Origin of the sequence: Idiomarina sp. T82-3 (assembly GCF_001577655.1) — a bacterium.
Lineage (GTDB): Bacteria > Pseudomonadota > Gammaproteobacteria > Enterobacterales > Alteromonadaceae > Idiomarina > Idiomarina baltica.
Genome location: NZ_LSBQ01000005.1, coordinates 73,301 through 91,319 on the forward strand (window position 1 = coordinate 73,301; position 18,019 = coordinate 91,319).

Annotated in this window: 15 protein-coding genes; 12 read left to right on the forward strand and 3 right to left on the reverse strand. The window is 47.3% G+C overall.

The annotated features are described in order from the left end of the window. The first annotated feature begins 47 nt into the window (after positions 1–47). From msbA to kdsB, 4 genes are read left to right on the forward strand one after another with little or no spacing between them, the layout of a single operon-like run. Positions 48–1,796 carry a lipid A export permease/ATP-binding protein MsbA gene (gene msbA, locus AWU56_RS04830; protein WP_006955529.1) on the forward strand — a complete coding sequence of 583 codons (1,749 nt, stop codon included), beginning with the start codon at positions 48–50 and terminating at the stop codon, positions 1,794–1,796. Continuing rightward, positions 1,797–2,777, forward strand: coding sequence for a tetraacyldisaccharide 4'-kinase (gene lpxK / locus AWU56_RS04835; protein WP_286681910.1), 981 nt, complete (start codon positions 1,797–1,799; stop codon positions 2,775–2,777). A gap of 9 nt (positions 2,778–2,786) precedes the next feature. Continuing rightward, the gene (locus tag AWU56_RS04840) at positions 2,787–2,984 is read left to right on the forward strand and encodes a Trm112 family protein (protein WP_006955527.1); all 198 of its coding nucleotides are present in this window, start codon (positions 2,787–2,789) and stop codon (positions 2,982–2,984) included. Next, positions 2,981–3,739 carry a 3-deoxy-manno-octulosonate cytidylyltransferase gene (gene kdsB / locus AWU56_RS04845; protein WP_286681911.1) on the forward strand — a complete coding sequence of 253 codons (759 nt, stop codon included), beginning with the start codon at positions 2,981–2,983 and terminating at the stop codon, positions 3,737–3,739. The genes AWU56_RS04840 and kdsB overlap by 4 nt, the downstream gene beginning before the upstream one ends. A gap of 18 nt (positions 3,740–3,757) precedes the next feature. Here the strand turns inward: kdsB and AWU56_RS04850 are convergent, their stop codons facing one another. Together AWU56_RS04850 and gltA are read right to left on the reverse strand one after the other, a co-directional pair. Continuing rightward, positions 3,758–5,104, reverse strand: a complete 1,347-nt coding sequence (locus AWU56_RS04850; RefSeq protein ID WP_286681912.1) for a KamA family radical SAM protein — start codon at positions 5,102–5,104, stop codon at positions 3,758–3,760. Positions 5,105–5,358: 254 nt separating this feature from the next. After that, entirely contained in the window at positions 5,359–6,639 is a 1,281-nt protein-coding gene (gltA, locus tag AWU56_RS04855) for a citrate synthase (RefSeq protein WP_006955524.1), read from the reverse strand. 315 nt (positions 6,640–6,954) lie between these two features. Here gltA and sdhC point away from each other — a divergent pair, with 315 nt between their 5' ends. From sdhC to sucD, 8 genes are all read left to right on the forward strand, one after another. Beyond that, positions 6,955–7,329 carry a succinate dehydrogenase, cytochrome b556 subunit gene (gene sdhC, locus AWU56_RS04860; protein WP_040487923.1) on the forward strand — a complete coding sequence of 125 codons (375 nt, stop codon included), beginning with the start codon at positions 6,955–6,957 and terminating at the stop codon, positions 7,327–7,329. Then, positions 7,323–7,670 carry a succinate dehydrogenase, hydrophobic membrane anchor protein gene (sdhD, locus tag AWU56_RS04865; RefSeq protein WP_006955522.1) on the forward strand — a complete coding sequence of 116 codons (348 nt, stop codon included), beginning with the start codon at positions 7,323–7,325 and terminating at the stop codon, positions 7,668–7,670. The genes sdhC and sdhD overlap by 7 nt, the downstream gene beginning before the upstream one ends. After that, complete coding sequence (gene sdhA / locus AWU56_RS04870; RefSeq protein ID WP_006955521.1) at positions 7,671–9,437, forward strand: succinate dehydrogenase flavoprotein subunit; 1,767 nt, start codon at positions 7,671–7,673, stop codon at positions 9,435–9,437. Between the two features lie 15 nt (positions 9,438–9,452). Further along, positions 9,453–10,166 carry a succinate dehydrogenase iron-sulfur subunit gene (locus AWU56_RS04875; protein WP_006955520.1) on the forward strand — a complete coding sequence of 238 codons (714 nt, stop codon included), beginning with the start codon at positions 9,453–9,455 and terminating at the stop codon, positions 10,164–10,166. 108 nt (positions 10,167–10,274) lie between these two features. Continuing rightward, positions 10,275–13,079, forward strand: coding sequence for a 2-oxoglutarate dehydrogenase E1 component (locus AWU56_RS04880; protein ID WP_006955519.1), 2,805 nt, complete (start codon positions 10,275–10,277; stop codon positions 13,077–13,079). 13 nt (positions 13,080–13,092) lie between these two features. Then, positions 13,093–14,646 (forward strand): 2-oxoglutarate dehydrogenase complex dihydrolipoyllysine-residue succinyltransferase, encoded by a 1,554-nt coding sequence (gene odhB, locus AWU56_RS04885; RefSeq protein WP_286681913.1) that lies wholly within the window; start codon positions 13,093–13,095, stop codon positions 14,644–14,646. Positions 14,647–14,784: 138 nt separating this feature from the next. Continuing rightward, positions 14,785–15,951 carry an ADP-forming succinate--CoA ligase subunit beta gene (gene sucC / locus AWU56_RS04890; protein WP_006955517.1) on the forward strand — a complete coding sequence of 389 codons (1,167 nt, stop codon included), beginning with the start codon at positions 14,785–14,787 and terminating at the stop codon, positions 15,949–15,951. Further along, a complete protein-coding gene (sucD, locus tag AWU56_RS04895; RefSeq protein WP_006955516.1) occupies positions 15,951–16,823 on the forward strand; it encodes a succinate--CoA ligase subunit alpha in 873 nt (290 codons plus the stop codon). The genes sucC and sucD overlap by 1 nt, the downstream gene beginning before the upstream one ends. Before the next feature lie 74 nt (positions 16,824–16,897). On the opposite strand, the gene AWU56_RS04900 is transcribed toward sucD, so the two are convergent. Then, positions 16,898–17,908: an alpha/beta hydrolase gene (locus AWU56_RS04900; protein WP_286681914.1), complete on the reverse strand. Its 1,011-nt coding sequence runs from the start codon at positions 17,906–17,908 to the stop codon at positions 16,898–16,900. Positions 17,909–18,019 lie beyond the last annotated feature (111 nt).

An 18,019-nucleotide genomic window follows, 5' to 3' on the forward strand; every position in this document is an offset into this window, starting at 1 on the left:
ATAAAGCAGATAAAATAGCTGGGATTTTCAGAAACTAATGGCATTGCATGGATTCTAACAAGGAACAAACGAGCTCACTTAAGCGGCTCGCATCTTATATAAAGCCTTACAAATCTGCCTTTATCGTCGCTATCATCGGTATGTTGGGCTACGCAGGCGTCGATACTCTCTTTTTCTCACAAATTGAAACACTCATAGACGAAGGTTTGACTCAACAAGACTCAAGTGTCTTGCTGTGGGGGGCCGTATTCGTGCCGGTGTTTTTTATTGTGCGCGGGTTATTCAACTTCATTTCTACCTATTTCTTAAGCTGGGTGGGTTTTAAAGTGGTAACACGCATGCGTCAGCAACTGTTTGAGCACCTCATGAAGCTACCGGTGGCGTTTCATGACAACCATTCTACGGGTGACTTGATATCTAAAATCACTTACGACACCCAACAGGTGGCCGAAGCAAGCAGTCGTGCTTTACTGATCTTAATCCGTGATGGCGGATTTGTAGTCGGTTTGTTGTGTTTGATGTTTTATCAGAGCTGGCAGCTTAGCTTGGTTTTCTTGGTGATTGGGCCCGTCATTGCTAAATTTGTCGGAGTTGTATCGAAACGTTTTCGTGTTGTCAGTGGGCGTATTCAGACTGCGATGGGGAACGTCACGACCACTGCCGAACAAATGATCAACGGGCACAAAGTTGTGGTCATGCATGAAGGTCAAAAGCTCGAGTCAAAACGCTTTGGCGAAATCAACAACATCACTCGCAACCAAAACATGAAACTGGTGAGCACGCGCGCGATCAGCACATCGGTGATCCAGTTTATTGCGTCGTTGAGCTTGGCGATGGTCCTCGTTATTGCCAGTTTTCCCGAGATGTTGGAAAACTTATCGGCGGGTGCGTTTACCACGTTATTGACATCAATGATTATGTTGCTGCGACCATTGAAACAGTTGAGTAACGTGAATAGTGATTTTCAGCGCGGCTTAGCGGCCGCCTCAAGTGTATTCGAGATTCTCGACCAGCCCATTGAGGTTGACAAGGGCACACATATGGTGGAACGAGTTAAAGGTGATATTGAGTTTAATCATGTGACGTTTCGCTATAATGAACACGAAGACCCCGCTTTGGACGATATCAGCTTTGCGGTGGGAGAAGGTAAGACCCTCGCTTTAGTAGGGCGCTCGGGGAGCGGCAAATCAACGATTTCAAATCTATTAACTCGCTTTTATGACGTAACTAACGGCGAGGTGACGATTGATGGGCGGAACATACAAGATTACCGTTTAAAATGTTTACGTCGTCAGATTGCGTTAGTGTCGCAGCATGTCACACTCTTTAACGATACTATTGCCAATAATATTGCCTACGGAACATCAAAGAATGTTTCGCGAGAAGATATTATTAAGGCCGCAGAGCAAGCTTACGTCACCGAGTTTACCGACAATATGAGTCACGGCTTAGACACCATGGTGGGCGAAAACGGCGTCATGCTATCAGGTGGACAGCGCCAACGTATCGCTATCGCGCGTGCGTTACTGCAGGATGCACCTATTTTGATACTCGATGAGGCGACGTCAGCGCTTGATACAGAGTCTGAGCGTCATATTCAAAAGGCATTGGGCGTGTTACGTACCAATCGAACTTCAATTGTAATAGCACATCGTTTATCCACGATTGAGAATGCCGATGAAATATTAGTCATGGATAACGGGCATATTGTCGAGCGTGGGGATCATCAGTCGTTATTAGCGAACGAGGGACCTTATTACCAGCTACATAACCTGCAATTTAGTGGAGTTAATTAGATGTGGCTCGAGCGACAATGGTATCGCAAACGCTTACACCCGTTATTGTATCTTCTTACGCCATTGTCGCTGCTGTTTTGGCTACTGACCAATTTGCGACGTTCGTTTTATCGTATGGGGTTGATACGGTCATTTAAGGCGCCTGTACCCGTGCTTGTGGTCGGCAACATTAGTGTGGGCGGTACCGGCAAAACACCAACGGTCGTGGCTTTAGTTGATATGCTTAAATCTGAGGGCTACACACCGGGCATTGTGAGTCGAGGTTACGGTGCTAAAGCTCAAAGTCCGCATCATGTGGCGGTCGACGATACTGCTGAGTTAGCGGGAGATGAACCGCTGATGTTACGTCAGATTACCGGTGTACCTGTGGTTATTAGCCCCAACCGCGCCGACGCGACTAAACACCTTTTAGCCGAACATCCGAACATTGATTTCGTTATTAGCGATGATGGTATGCAACACTATGCGCTGGGTCGTGACTTAGAAGTAATTTTGGTCGATGCTGAGCGAGGTCTAGGTAATGGTTGGCTGTTACCAACAGGTCCATTGAGAGAAGGACCTTGGCGTTTGCGTGGAGCGCGTTGGGTATTGTCACTCTATGCTCAACACCCGTTTGCTCACTATGTGGGCGAGGTGAAAGCACAGGCTTGGCGACGTGTCATTGATGACGAAGTGGTTGAGCTGCCAGAACATGGCGCATTTTACGCGTTGGCCGGCATTGGTAATCCAGAGCGATTTTTTACTAGTTTACGTCATCAAGGCATCGAGCTTGCCAGTACGCAAGCGTTTCCTGATCATTACCGGTTTACAGCCGACGATTTGCAGGTGTTCAAAGATAAAACGCTACTGATGACTCAGAAAGATGCCGCGAAGTGTCGTGGCATAGCGACAGATAATTGGTACTATCAACCGATATCTGCACAATTTCCTGATAAATTTAAGGCTGATTTGCTTGAGGCAATTCGGCATATTCATAAATGAGGTTTAACCGTGAGTTTTGATAAAGGTTTACTGAACATAATTGCCTGCCCTAGCTGTAAAGGCAAGTTAGTGTGGCATGAGGCCAAGCAGTGGCTCGTTTGTCGAGGCGAACAATTAGCATTTGAACTGGAAGAGGGCATCCCTGTGCTTATGAGCGAAAAGGCTAAAACGTTGAGTTCGGATGAGATGGAGCAGGTACCTTTATGAGTTTTACTGTAATTATTCCTGCGCGTTACCCATCGAGCCGTTTACCAGGTAAACCTCTAGCCGATATTGGCGGCAAGCCGATGATTCAACATGTTTATGAGCGCGCTTTGCAAAGTGGTGCGGCTGAAGTGATTATTGCTACAGATGATCAGCGTATTGCTGATGAAGTGGAACGTTTTGGTGGACGCAGTATGCTGACCTCGAGCGAACATCAATCGGGTACAGAACGGCTGGCTGAGGTCGTAGAGCAGTTGGCCTTGTCCGAAGATCAAGTCGTGGTTAATGTTCAAGGTGATGAGCCTTTTATTCCGCCTGAAATTATCCGGCAAGTGGCTGATAACTTGGCGAATCAACGTGTTGCACCGATGGCGACATTAGCAGTGCCGATGGCGACCTCCGATGAAGTGTTCAACCCGAATGCAGTAAAGGTGGTGTGTGACTCGGCAGGGTATGCGCTTTATTTCAGTCGAGCGCCTATTCCATACAACCGCGACCAATTTAAGTCATTGAACGATCAGCAGCCTGAACAGGTCGATGGTTACATGCGACATATCGGCATTTATGCCTATCGTGCGGACTTTATTAAACGCTATGTGGCTTGGAATGAGAGCCCGCTTGAGCGTATCGAGTCATTGGAGCAGTTGCGCGTGCTGTGGCATGGCGAGAAAATTCATGTTGCTGAGGCCATTATGCCCCCAGCCGCAGGGATTGATACGCCAGAGGACTTAGAACAAGCCCGCCAGCGTATAAAATAAAGCGCGTAGCAGCGATGGTTAGTCCATCGCTGCCATCTGCGCATACTCGTCTTCGAAAAAGAACTTGTCCTCTCCAAAGGCCGGTTTCAATTGATGTAACCAAGTTGCGTCTGGGTCATATTTAGCAAAGAATGGACGCTGTACCCAGTCTGGATTACGGCCTTGAATGAAGCGTAACGCGAAGACTTTTTCGCCAGCCACTTCAGTCACACCTTGTACCTCAACTTTACCAGGACCTGCACTCATCGATGGACCCCGAACTGTGCGCGCAATACCCGATACTTGTTGATAAGCTTGTTGGAATACTTCCCATGTACGCTCAAGCGGCACTTCAAAGTAACGTTTAGCGCCTGTGTCACGTTCGACAAACATATAATAGGGGATCATGCCGAGCTGAACTTCGCGCTCCCACATATCCGCCCATACTTTAGGGTCGTCATTAATGTGGCGTAATAAAGGCGCCTGACAGCGTATCTGTGCGCCTGTGGCACGTAAACGACGAATTGCTTCTTCGCAGACTTCGGTGCGTAATTCGTTGTGATGGTTCAAATGCGCCATAATGGAGACATGTTTCCCCCCACGCACAAGCTTCTCAAGCAAACGCATTAATTCATCAGCGTCGGGGTCCGTAATGAAGCGGTACGGCCAAAATGTCAACGCTTTAGTGCCAATACGAATCGTTTTAATATGGTCGAACTCAGGCTGCAGTAGCCCCTCCAAATAATGCTTCAATTTACGTGTACGCATGACCATTGGGTCACCGCCTGTAACGAGTAAGTCAGTCACTTCTTTATGCTGTGCCAGATAGCGATGTAGTTGATCGGCATCATTGGAGTTGAAGCGTGTCGCTTTACCGACGAACTGAGCCCAGCGGAAACAAAAGGTGCAATAGCTATGGCAGTACTGACCTTGAGCAGGGAAAAATAAAACCGTTTCGCGATACTTGTGCTGCATGCCTGGCAATGGTTCGCCATCAACGTGAGGTACGTTCATCTGCATTTGCCCGGCTGGATGCGGATTCATCTCTTGGCGCAACTGAGTAGCGAGGTCAAAGACTTCATTGGTCGTATGCTTGCCTGACATCAAATCAGCCATACGTTGGAATGCACTGGGATCAAGCATATCCTTTTGTGGAAAGGTGAGCTGAAACAGCGGATCGTTAGGTACGTTTTCCCAGTCGATGAGCTCATTAAAAACATACTCGTTGACTCGGAACGGTAATACGTTCGCGACCACTTTCATTTCGAATCGAATATCATCGGGTACGCGTTTAAGTGCTTCAATCTTATCCAACTGACGATGTTGGTAAACTTTGAAGCGACGCGGAGTAATTACGGGTTGCTGTACGTTAACTACTTGCTGCATAAGCCTCTCTATATGTTGTAAGTGCCATTAGCGGCGCAATAGACAAAATTGCGCTGTATTATAATGAAATTACCCTGTGGTTGCACGTAAACCGTGGGATTTAATCGTATGTACTCTTAATAAAATCGATTGTGGCAATCGCTCAAACCGGTACAGTGATGGGGAACTAGAGGCGCCTTTATCCTGTCATCGAGCACAAAAAAAGCGCCCCTCGGGGCGCTCTGTATGTCTTTGCAGGTCACTTACGATACCACTTACTTCTTGATTGGTTTGAAGTCGCGCTGCGTGTGGCCTGTGTATAATTGGCGAGGACGGCCAATTTTTTGGCTCTCTTCGCTCATCATCTCGTGCCAGTGTGATACCCAACCCACCGTACGCGATAACGCAAAGATTACGGTAAACATGTTGGTTGGAATACCAATCGCTTTAAGTACGATACCTGAGTAGAAATCGACGTTCGGGAACAACTTCTTCTCTACAAAGTAGTCGTCTTCAAGCGCGATGCGCTCAAGTTCCATCGCAACATCCAACAATGGATCGTCACGTTTCAATTCTTTCAGTACTTCGTGGCATGACTCACGCATGACCGTTGCACGTGGGTCCATGTTCTTATAAACACGGTGACCAAAGCCCATAAGGCGGAACGGGTCGTTCTTGTCTTTTGCTTTTTCGATGTACTTAGGAATGTTTTCTACTGAACCAATTTCAGCCAACATACGCAAACACGCTTCATTGGCACCACCGTGTGCAGGACCCCATAGCGATGCAACACCTGACGCGATACATGCGTATGGATTAGCACCTGAAGAGCCTGCTAAACGAACAGTCGACGTTGAAGCGTTTTGTTCGTGGTCGGCGTGAAGGATAAAGATACGGTCCATTGCTTTTGCAACAGCAGGGCTAATTTCATAATCCTCTGCAGGTACAGAAAACATCATGTTCAGGAAGTTTTCCGCATAGCCTAAGTCGTTACGCGGATAAACGAACGGTTGACCGATGCTGAACTTGTAAGCCATCGCTGCGATTGTCGGAATTTTCGCAATCAAGCGGTAGGCGCTACGTAAGCGTTGATCTGGATCATGAATGTCCAAATCATCGTGGTAGAACGAAGACAATGCGCCCGTAACAGCACATAGCATTGCCATTGGATGAGCATCGCGACGGAAACCATTAAAGAAATTGTGCAAGCCCTGATGAACCATCGTGTGTTTGGTGATGGTTTTACGGAAATCTTGGTATTGCTTTTCATCAGGTGCTTCGCCGTGAAGCAACATGTAGCAGACTTCTAGATAATCCGCTTGGGTGGCGAGATCGCCAATAGGGTAACCGCGGTGCAATAAGACACCGTTTTCACCATCAATATATGTGATCTTAGACTCACATGAGCCGGTTGCTAAAAACCCTGGGTCAAAGGTGAAATATCCGTGTTTGCCTAAGCTGCGGACATCTACGACATCCTTACCAGCAGAAGGGGATAAAACGGGTAACTCAATTGACTGTCCATCGATCTGTAAAGTGGCTTTACGATCAGCCATAAGGACTTCTCCTTGCATCTACTTTTTAAAAAGTGCGCTAATTTAACTCGAAATGCGTGCCAAATGTCAATTTTTGTAAAGGACATGGCAACTCGCTCTCGATCATTATACGTGCATAAAGTGAATACAGGATTACATTTTTATGCGAGATACAACTTTAGTCTTAATCCAAATTCTTTCGATGTCCGTTATAGGCATTGGACATTGTAATTCAATGCTATGGTCGATATACTCACATACGTCGAGGTGGCATTAATTAACAGTGCTCCGGGCATTCTTTACATTTCTTGGTGCTTTATTGAAAGGCAATCTATCGTGAAAAAAGAAAGACCTGTAAACTTAGACTTATCTACCATTCAGTTTCCTGCCGCTGCCAAAGCATCTATCCTGCATCGGGTTTCCGGTGTCATTATGCTTGTGTCACTGGCCTTCTTGATTTGGGCGTTCGCAACGTCTCTCAGTGGTCCTGAGGGATTTGCTCAAGTAGAAAGCATAATGACTAGCTTTATCGCGAAGTTCATTGGCTGGGGTATTTTGACAGCGTTAGGATTCCACTTAATCATTGGTATTCGTCACTTGATCATGGATATGGGCTTCTGGGAAGAGCTTGATTCAGGCCGCGCCAGTGCCACTGCATCCATCGTGATTTCGATTATCGTGTCAGTTTTAGTAGGGGTGTGGTTATGGTAAGAGAAGCTGGAACCTTTGGACGTAGCGGCCCGCATGACTTCATTTTGTTGCGTGCTTCAGCAGTCGTTATGTTGCTATATGTCTTGTTCATGGTGGGCTTCTTTGCGTCAACAGCGGACGTAACCTACGCCAACTGGACGGGCTTATTTTCGAATTTGTGGATGAAAGTGTTCACGTTGTTAGCGCTTACCGGCGTGTTAGTACACGGCTGGATTGGTATCTGGCAAGTACTTACGGACTATGTTAAAGCCTCGGGTGTACGCGCTTTTATTCAGTTCGTATTCAGCGTTGGGCTCATCATCGTTTGGCTCACTGGCTTGTTTGTACTGTGGGGTGTGTAAGTGAACGTAAAAACTTTAGAATTTGATGCCGTTGTAATCGGCGCGGGCGGCGCAGGCATGCGTGCTGCGTTGCAAATTTCCCAAGAAGGTATGAGCTGTGCGTTGATGTCCAAAGTGTTTCCAACGCGTTCTCACACTGTTTCTGCGCAAGGTGGTATCACCGTTGCTTTGGGTAACGCCCACGAAGACGATTGGCAATGGCATATGTTTGATACCGTCAAAGGGTCAGACTACATTGGCGACCAAGACGCAATTGAGTACATGTGTAAGAGCGGTCCAGAAGCGATCTTAGAGCTCGAAAACATGGGCTTACCATTCTCGCGTTTTGAAAATGGTAAAGTGTATCAGCGTCCTTTCGGTGGCCAATCAAAAGAGTTTGGCGGTGAGCAAGCGGCGCGTACAGCGGCTGCCGCGGACCGTACCGGTCACGCTCTGCTACATTTATTGTACCAGCAAAACGTGAAAAATAAGACTACGGTATTCTCTGAGTGGTATGCACTCGACATCGTTAAAAACCAAGACGGCGCTGTGTGCGGTGTCACGACGATGAATATTGAGACCGGCGAAGTCTACTATGTGAAAGCTAAAGCGGTCGTATTGGCGACCGGCGGTGCAGGGCGTATTTATGCTTCTACGACCAACGCGCACATCAATACGGGCGATGGCGTAGGTATGGCATTACGTGCCGGTGTACCTGTACAAGATATGGAAATGTGGCAGTTCCACCCAACCGGTATCGCAGGTGCAGGTTGCTTGGTAACCGAGGGTTGCCGTGGTGAAGGTGGTTACTTGCTTAACAAAGATGGCGAGCGCTTCATGGAACGCTATGCGCCAAACGCAAAAGATTTGGCATCGCGTGACGTCGTTGCACGTTCAATGATGACCGAGATTCGCGAAGGTCGTGGTTGCGATGGCCCTTGGGGTACGCACTTGAAATTGAAGCTCGATCACCTGGGTAAAGAGACGCTTGAGAGCCGTCTACCGGGTGTATGCGACTTATCACGCACTTTTGCTCATGTCGATCCGGTTAAAGAACCGATTCCGGTCATCCCAACCTGTCACTATATGATGGGTGGTATTCCAACAGACGTGAACGGTCAAGTATTGGACATCGATAGCGATGGTCAATCAAAACCAGTTCAAGGCCTGTTTGCTTGTGGTGAGATCGCCTGTGTATCGGTACACGGTGCGAACCGCTTAGGTGGTAACTCACTGCTTGACTTGGTCGTATTCGGCCGTGCAACAGGTATGCACTTAGGTGAACACTTGGCTGCGAATGCGGAAGCACGCGAAGCGTCAAAAGACGATGTCGATGCAGCGCTAACCCGCTTTAACCGTTGGGAAAACACCCAGAAAGGTGAAGACCCTGCGCAAATTAAGAAGGACTTGCAGCAATGCATGCAGATGAACTTCTCGGTATTCCGTGAAGGCGATGCGATGGCTGATGGTCTTAAAGAGCTGGCAGAAATCCGCGAGCGTCTGAAAAATGCACGTTTGGATGATACATCTAAAGAGTTCAATACTCAGCGTGTTGAGTGCTTGGAGCTCGATAACTTGATGGAAACAGCTTATTCTACTGCTGTAGCGGCCAACTTCCGTACGGAAAGCCGTGGTGCGCACAGTCGTGCTGACTATCCTGACCGTGACGATGATAACTGGTTAGTACACAGTGTGTACCGCCCAGAAGACGAGCAGATGGTTAAGCGTGAAGTGAATATGGCACCTAAGCTACGTGAAGCTTTCCCTCCGAAAGCACGTACTTATTAATAAGGGGTTAAAACGATGAAAACAGTTAATATTTCGATTTATCGTTACAACCCGGATGTTGATGACGCACCATACATGAAAGACTATTCTCTTGAAATTGAAGAGAATCAGGATTTGATGGTGCTGGATCTTTTGATTAAATTAAAAGAAAAAGATCCGTCGTTAGCGTTCCGGCGCTCATGTCGTGAGGGCGTGTGTGGCTCTGACGGTTTAAACATGAACGGTAAAAATGGTTTGGCATGTATCACGCCAATGTCATCTTTGAAAGGTGGCAAGATCGTGATTCGCCCGTTACCAGGCTTACCTGTCATCCGTGACTTGATTGTAGACATGAGTCAGTTCTACAAACAGTACGAAAAAATTAAGCCGTATCTTATCAATGATGAGAAAACGCCACCGGCGCGTGAACGTCTGCAATCGCCAGAAGAGCGTGCGAAGTTAGACGGCTTGTACGAGTGCATTCTCTGCGCTTGTTGCTCAACTTCGTGCCCATCATTCTGGTGGAACCCAGATAAGTTTATCGGTCCTGCCGGTTTGTTGCATGCATACCGCTTCTTGATCGATAGTCGTGACACGGCGACTGAACAACGTCTTGATGACCTTGACGATGCCTTCAGTGTGTTCCGTTGCCACGGCATCATGAACTGTGTGAATGTTTGTCCTAAAGGGTTGAACCCAACGAAGGCAATCGGTCACATTAAATCGATGTTGCTGAGCCGTGCAGTTTAATTGCAGCGCCTTAGCAAGAAATCGTTATAATTGATGCTGAAGATGGCCATCCGGCTCACGGATGGCTATTTCTTATAGTTTGAACAAATTGAGTGTGAAGGATACGCAATGCAAGAGGGTGTAATGCGTGAATGGCTAGAATCATCGCATCTAGCCGGAGGCAATATCGCTTATATCGAACAAATGTTCGAAGCTTACCTCGATGATCCTACTGCAGTGAGTGATGAGTGGCGAAATATGTTCGACTCATTGCCAACCAATGACCATGCAGTAGATGCTAAATTAAGTGACGTACGGGAACAGTTTCGTACGCTTGCGAAGAATAAACTCAAGCAAGCTGGCGGTCAGTCGTCAGTAGCGGATCAGAAACAAGTACGCGTTTTACAGCTCATTAATGCATACCGTTTTCGTGGTCATCAACACGCTAACCTTGATCCTCTTGGCTTGTGGAAACAAGAAGAGGTACCCGACCTTTCACTTGCTTTTCATGATTTAACTAAAGACGATTTGGACCGTGAGTTCAACGTTGGTTCGCTAGCCGTTGGCAGCGAAACGATGAAGCTCAAGGATATTCACAAAGCGTTAGAAGATATTTATTGTGGCCCGATTGGTGCAGAATATATGCACATCGTGTCGACAGAGGAAAAACGTTGGATTCAGCAGCGCTTAGAAGGTGTCCGCGGTAAGCCAAGCTTTGATAAAGAGCAGCAGACCGGCATCTTACGTGAATTGACTGCTGCCGACGGTTTAGAAAAATACCTGGGCTCTAAGTTTCCAGGTGCTAAGCGTTTCTCACTCGAAGGTGGCGATAGCTTAGTCCCACTATTGAAGTCATTGATTCGTCGCTCAGGCGAGCAAGGCACGCAAGAAGTCGTTATTGGCATGGCCCACCGGGGTCGTCTAAACGTCCTAGTCAACGTGCTCGGTAAAAAACCACAAGATTTATTTGATGAGTTCGCCGGCAAACATGCGGCCAACAAAGGTTCAGGTGATGTTAAATATCACATGGGCTTTTCGTCAGATTTTGCAACGCCCGGTGGCGATGTTCACTTGGCGCTAGCCTTTAACCCATCACACTTAGAAATCGTTAATCCAGTGGTTATGGGCTCGGTGCGCGCGCGCATGGATCGTTTACAAGATCCTAAAGGCGATAAAGTATTGCCGATAACCATTCATGGGGATGCGGCAATCGCTGGTCAAGGTATCGTACAAGAGACATTTAACATGTCTAAAACGCGTGCCTATCAGGTAGGCGGATCTGTACGTGTCGTGGTGAATAACCAAGTTGGCTTTACCACATCTAAGCAAGAAGACGCGCGTTCAACGCAGTACTGTACTGATATTGCGAAAATGGTCCAAGCACCGATTTTCCATGTTAACGCAGATGATCCTGAAGCCGTGGTCTTTGTAACGCAATTGGCACTGGACTTCCGTAATACCTTTAAACGTGACGTTGTAATTGATTTGGTGTGCTATCGCCGCCACGGTCACAACGAAGCAGATGAGCCAAGTGCTACGCAGCCATTGATGTATGCGAAGGTGAAAAAGCACCCAGTGCCGCGTGAAATCTACGCGGAACGTTTGTCAAAGGCCAATGTGGTTAGTGAAGACGACGCGAAACAATGGGTACAAGACTACCGTGATGCCTTAGATAAAGGTGAGGTCGTCGTTGAAGAACACCGTCCGATGCGTAAGCATTCGGTCGATTGGAGCCCATACGTGGGCAACGATTGGGACGTCGACTATGACTATAAAGTGTCAAAATCGACGCTGGCGACATTGGGTGAGAAGATTGCCCAGTATCCAGAAGAACATAAGCTGAACTCTCGCGTTGCTAAGGTCTATCAAGAACGCATGAAAATGGCCAAAGGCGATAAGCCGATGGACTGGGGTTTTGCAGAAACCTTAGCTTATGCCACCTTGTTAGATAAGGGTATCCATATCCGTTTGACGGGTCAGGACTCGGGTCGTGGTACGTTCTTCCATCGTCATGCCGTGTTGCATAACCAAAAAGATGCATCGACTTACATGCCGTTGAATCACATTAAAGATGATCAAGGTGTGGTAGAAATCTACGACTCGGTGTTATCGGAAGCGGCTGTAGTGGCGTTCGAATATGGCTATGCGACCGCTGAACCCAAGTCGTTGGTGATGTGGGAAGCCCAGTTTGGTGATTTTGCCAACGGTGCCCAAGTTGTGGTTGACCAGTTCTTAAGCTCGGGTGAGCAGAAGTGGGGTCGTTTATGTGGTTTGACTTTATTGCTGCCGCACGGCTACGAAGGACAAGGTCCAGAACACTCTTCTGCACGCCTTGAACGTTTCTTGCAGCTATCAGCTGATCATAACTGGTCAGTTTGTGTACCAACGACACCTGCGCAAGTGTTCCATATGATTCGTCGTCAGCAATTGCGTCCGGTGCGCCGTCCGCTCGTGGTGATGACACCTAAATCGTTACTACGTCACCCATTAGCTATTTCTGAAATGAGTGACTTAGAGAATACCGGCTTCCAAAATGCCATCGCTGAAATTGATGACTTGGATCCGAAAAAAGTAAAACGCGTGGTCTTGTGTTCAGGTAAAGTTTACTATGATCTGTTACAAGAACGCCGTAAACGCGAACAAGATGATGTGGCTATTATCCGTATCGAACAGCTTTATCCGTTCCCTGCGGAAGAAGTCGCAGAGATTATGAAAGATTATCAGCACGTCAAAGATTTTGTTTGGTGTCAGGAAGAGCCCCAGAACCAAGGTGCTTGGTACAGCAGCCAACATAATTTCTGGGCGGCTATTCCATCAGGTGCTCAATTAACCTATCGCGGCAGAGCCGCATCAGCTGCTCCGGCAGTCGGTTATTTATCTGAGCACAATAAACAGCAACAAAAACTCGTTGACGAAGCGCTAACCATTAAATAGGTGAAGATGAACCATGGCGATTGATATTAAAGTTCCTCAATTACCCGAATCTGTTGCCGATGCCACCATCGCAACTTGGCACGTAAAACCAGGTGACAAAGTGTCGCGTGACCAGAATCTGGTTGACATCGAAACCGATAAGGTAGTGCTCGAAGTTGTCGCTGAAGCCGATGGCGTCATTGGCGAAATCATTGCTGACGAAGGCACCACGGTGACTGCTGAAGAAGTGATTGGCAAAATCGAAGAAGGCGCGGGTGACGATAGCAACGACGATAGCGATAGCAAAGATTCGGCTGAAGAAGATAAGAAAGAAGAAAGTTCGTCAAAAGACGACAATGCTTCTGAAAAATCAGGCTCGGGCGAAAAAATTGAAGTCAAAGTACCGCAGTTACCTGAATCTGTCTCTGATGCAACCATTGCAACTTGGCATGTGAAAGCAGGCGACGCTGTTAAGCGCGACCAAAACCTTGTCGATATTGAAACTGACAAAGTGGTTCTTGAAGTTGTCGCGCCAGCCGATGGTGTATTGGCTGAAATCACGCAAGACGAAGGCGCGACAGTGGGTGCTGACGATGTGATTGGCACGGTTGAAGCGGGCGCAGCTGCATCAGGTTCTTCTGATAAATCCTCGGCAAAGTCTGAAGACACTTCAGCTGAGCAGAAAGATGAAGGCGACAGCGAAGTCGCAGGGCCAGCTGTGCGTCGCTTGTTAGGCGAGCATGGTTTGAAGCCGAGTGACGTAAAAGGTACCGGCAAAGGTGGTCGTGTGACCAAAGAAGACGTTGAGAAACACGTTAAAGGCCAACAGTCTAAGCCAAGCTCTAGCAGCAGCCAGAGTGCGTCTCAGCAGCCGCAAGCGGCGGGTGACCGTGACCAAAAACGTGTGCCGATGACGCGTTTACGTAAACGTATCGCCGAGCGTTTATTACAAGCTAAGAACGACACGGCAATGTTGACGACGTTTAACGAAATCAACATGAAGCCGATTATGGACCTTCGTAAAAAGTACAAAGATGTGTTTGAAGAAACACACGGTACACGCTTAGGTTTCATGGGCTTCTACGTTAAAGCGGTCACAGAAGCATTAAAACGCTTCCCTGATGTCAACGCATCGATTGACGGCGATGATATCGTTTATCACAACTTCTTCGATGTAAGTATCGCAGTTTCAACACCACGTGGGTTGGTCACGCCTGTGTTACGTGATACTGACAAAATGTCGATCGCAGACATGGAAAACGGTATTCGTGAATTGGCTATCAAAGGACGTGATGGAAAACTCACATTGGAAGAAATGCAGGGTGGAAACTTCACAATCACTAATGGTGGTGTGTTTGGTTCACTGCTTTCAACTCCTATTTTGAACCCACCACAAAGCGCGATTTTGGGTATGCACAAAATCCAAGAACGCCCCATGGTGGTGGATGGTAAAATTGAGATTTTGCCAATGATGTATTTGGCACTGTCTTATGACCACCGTATTATCGACGGCAAACAATCGGTTGGCTTTTTAGTCACGGTTAAAGAGCTGTTGGAAGATCCTCAACGTCTTATCCTGGATATCTAAAGACGCTGAGCACTCAGCCGTAAGTTGGATTCCAGCTTACGGCTGTTATTTTTGCGCCGTACGCGTTAGAATTCGGCGCGGTATTCGGGTAGGCAGCATTTCGCTGCTTTTGTTGTTTCAACGAATCGGAAGAGCATCATGAATTTGCATGAGTATCAGGGTAAGCAACTCTTTAAAGAGTTTGGTTTGCCAGTATCTGAAGGTTTTGCGTGCGATACTGCTGATGAAGCAGTTGAAGCGGCAAAACGTATTGGTGGAGACACTTGGGTTGTTAAATGTCAGGTTCACGCTGGCGGCCGCGGTAAAGCGGGCGGTGTGAAGTTGGTAAAAAGCACTGACGAAGTTCGCGCTTTTGCTGAGCAGTGGTTAGGTAAAAACTTAGTAACTTTCCAAACCGACGAAAATGGTCAGCCGGTTGCTAAGATTTTAGTTGAAAGCTGCACTGACATTGCAGACGAGCTTTACCTAGGTGCAGTTGTAGACCGTGGTTCACGTAAAATCGTGTTCATGGCATCAACTGAAGGCGGCGTTGAAATCGAAAAAGTCGCTGAAGAAACACCAGAAAAAATCTTGAAAGTTGAAATCGATCCGACCGTAGGCGCACAGCCTTTCCAAGGTCGTGAGTTAGGTTTCAAATTGGGCCTTTCTGCAGATCAAGTGAAGCAATTCACTAAAATCTTCTTAGGCTTAGCGAAAATGTTCGAGCAATACGACTTAGCATTGCTTGAAATCAACCCGCTCGTTATCACTGACGAAGGTAACTTGCACTGCCTAGACGCTAAAGTAGGTATCGATAGCAACGCATTGTACCGTCAGCCGAAAATCCGCGAAATGCACGATCCGTCACAAGACGACGCGCGTGAAGCAGAAGCGGCTAAGTGGGAACTCAACTACGTTGCACTCGATGGCAACATCGGTTGTATGGTTAACGGCGCTGGTTTGGCGATGGGTACGATGGACATCGTTAAGTTGAGTGGTGGCGAACCTGCAAACTTCCTTGACGTTGGTGGCGGTGCAACTAAAGAACGCGTTTCTGAAGCATTCAAAATCATCTTGTCTGACAGCTCTGTGAAAGCCGTACTGGTTAACATCTTTGGTGGTATCGTTCGTTGTGACATGATCGCTGAAGGTATCATCGGTGCCGTCGAAGAAGTGGGCGTTAAAGTACCGGTTGTTGTTCGCCTTGAAGGTAACAATGCAGAACTAGGTACGCAGAAATTGAATGAAAGTGGCCTAAACATTATCGCAGCAGAAAGCCTTTCTGACGCTGCTGATAAAGTGGTTGCTGCGGCAGGAGGTCAATAATGAGCGTTTTGATCGATAAAAATACCAAAGTTATCTGCCAGGGTTTCACTGGCGGTCAAGGTACGTTCCACTCTGAGCAAGCAATTGCGTATGGTACGCAAATGGTTGGCGGTGTAACACCGGGTAAAGGTGGCCAAGAGCATTTAGGTCTACCTGTCTTCAACACTGTTAAAGAAGCGGTGGAAGCGACTGGCGCAACAGCATCAGTTATCTATGTACCTGCACCTTTCTGTAAAGATTCAATCATCGAAGCTGCGGACGCGGGTATCGAACTGATTGTTTGTATTACTGAAGGCATCCCAACATTGGACATGTTGTACGTTAAGGAATACTTGACGCACAAAGGTGTTCGTATGATTGGTCCAAACTGCCCTGGCGTTATCACTCCTGACGAATGTAAGATCGGTATCATGCCAGGTCACATTCACAAGAAAGGTAAAGTCGGCATCGTTTCACGTTCGGGTACGTTGACTTATGAAGCGGTCAAGCAGACTACTGACGAAGGTTTCGGTCAGTCTACTTGTGTTGGTATCGGTGGTGACCCGATCCCAGGCTCTAACTTCATCGACATCTTAGAGCTGTTCGAGAAGGATCCAGAGACCGAAGCAATTGTCATGATCGGTGAAATCGGTGGTACTGCAGAAGAAGAAGCTGCGGAATACATCAAAAACCACGTGACTAAGCCTGTTGTTTCTTACATTGCAGGTGTTACAGCGCCTCCAGGTAAGCGCATGGGCCACGCAGGTGCGATCATTGCAGGCGGTAAAGGTACAGCTGACGAGAAGTTTGCTGCACTTGAAGCGGCTGGCGTCAAAACTGTACGTAGCTTGGCTGATATCGGCAAAGCAGTACGTGAGAAAACAGGTTGGTAATCAACGCTGTTTAAGCTCATAAAAAGCCCGGCCTCGCGCCGGGTTTTTTGTATCTTATGTTTAACTTAATGTGTTTAAGGTAATTTTCTCTTTTCAAACATTACAAGCCATTCGGATAGCTGCTTATCGATCGTATTGTCGTACACCATCATCGCCATATGTGGGCGCTCGGGTAGCGTGATGACTTTAACTTTTGAGTTGTCATCAAACGATATAAAAGTTTCTTTTTTACTGAGTTTATCAAGCTCACCAACAAAAATCAGTGACGGAGGCCAGCTGTTGTGTTGCAGGTGATTATCCAAGATACGTGCGGTATTGGCCTCTTCGACATTCGCTCCGACCGAAGCAGCAGCGCTTTCGATACCTGCGGTAATATACTCATCGCTAATAAATTGGGTTAGCCAAGGCGAGCTGCGTTTTGTCTCGATAAGCGCGGCTTCGGTGAAGTTATTCATCGGGGCGATGCCGATGAAACCGTCGATGTTGCCATACTTCGCGATATATTGTGCAGCCACGCTTGCACCATAGGACTTTCCGTACAGCAACAGCGGCAAGTTTGAGTTGTCACGGCTCAAAGTGACTAGTTGATGTAAACGCTCAACATCCGCCGGACCAAAACTCACCGGCTTATCACTTGCACGCCCATGACCATTCAAGTCTAACAGCAGCACATCGTATCCTTGCGCCCGCAGTGCTCGACTATCAAGATAAAGTGAACGGCTGTCGGTGCTGTAGCTGTGTAGCATAATAACCTGACCGCGCGGCTCACTTTGCTTTGATAGTTTACGCGCATGACTGTCGTCATAGTGATATGGGGTGGTCGTGGTGGTGCCCGTTTTGCTGTTGGTCAGCGCCACATTAATGGTGCTTTCAAACGCCGTTTCTTGTTGAGCAAATCCAGCGGCAGGTGCATAAAAATAATCCAGGTTACCGACCTTCCGGGGCTGCAGGTTAAAGATTTCTAGAGCTGATTGTTCATCAATAAAGTTTAGATTCATTCCATGGGGGTGAGCTACTTGGTCAGCAACGAGGGCTGTACAGCCTGTTAACTGCAGAAGAAGAAAAGTGACTATTATTATGCGCATAGATTAATTTTTCTATTTTGTTTTTAACCGTAATGGAAATTGGACTCCACTACAAGCAGAGTAATCGGCTTAAACTGGTTGTACCAGAAAATCATTCATGCCTACAATGCG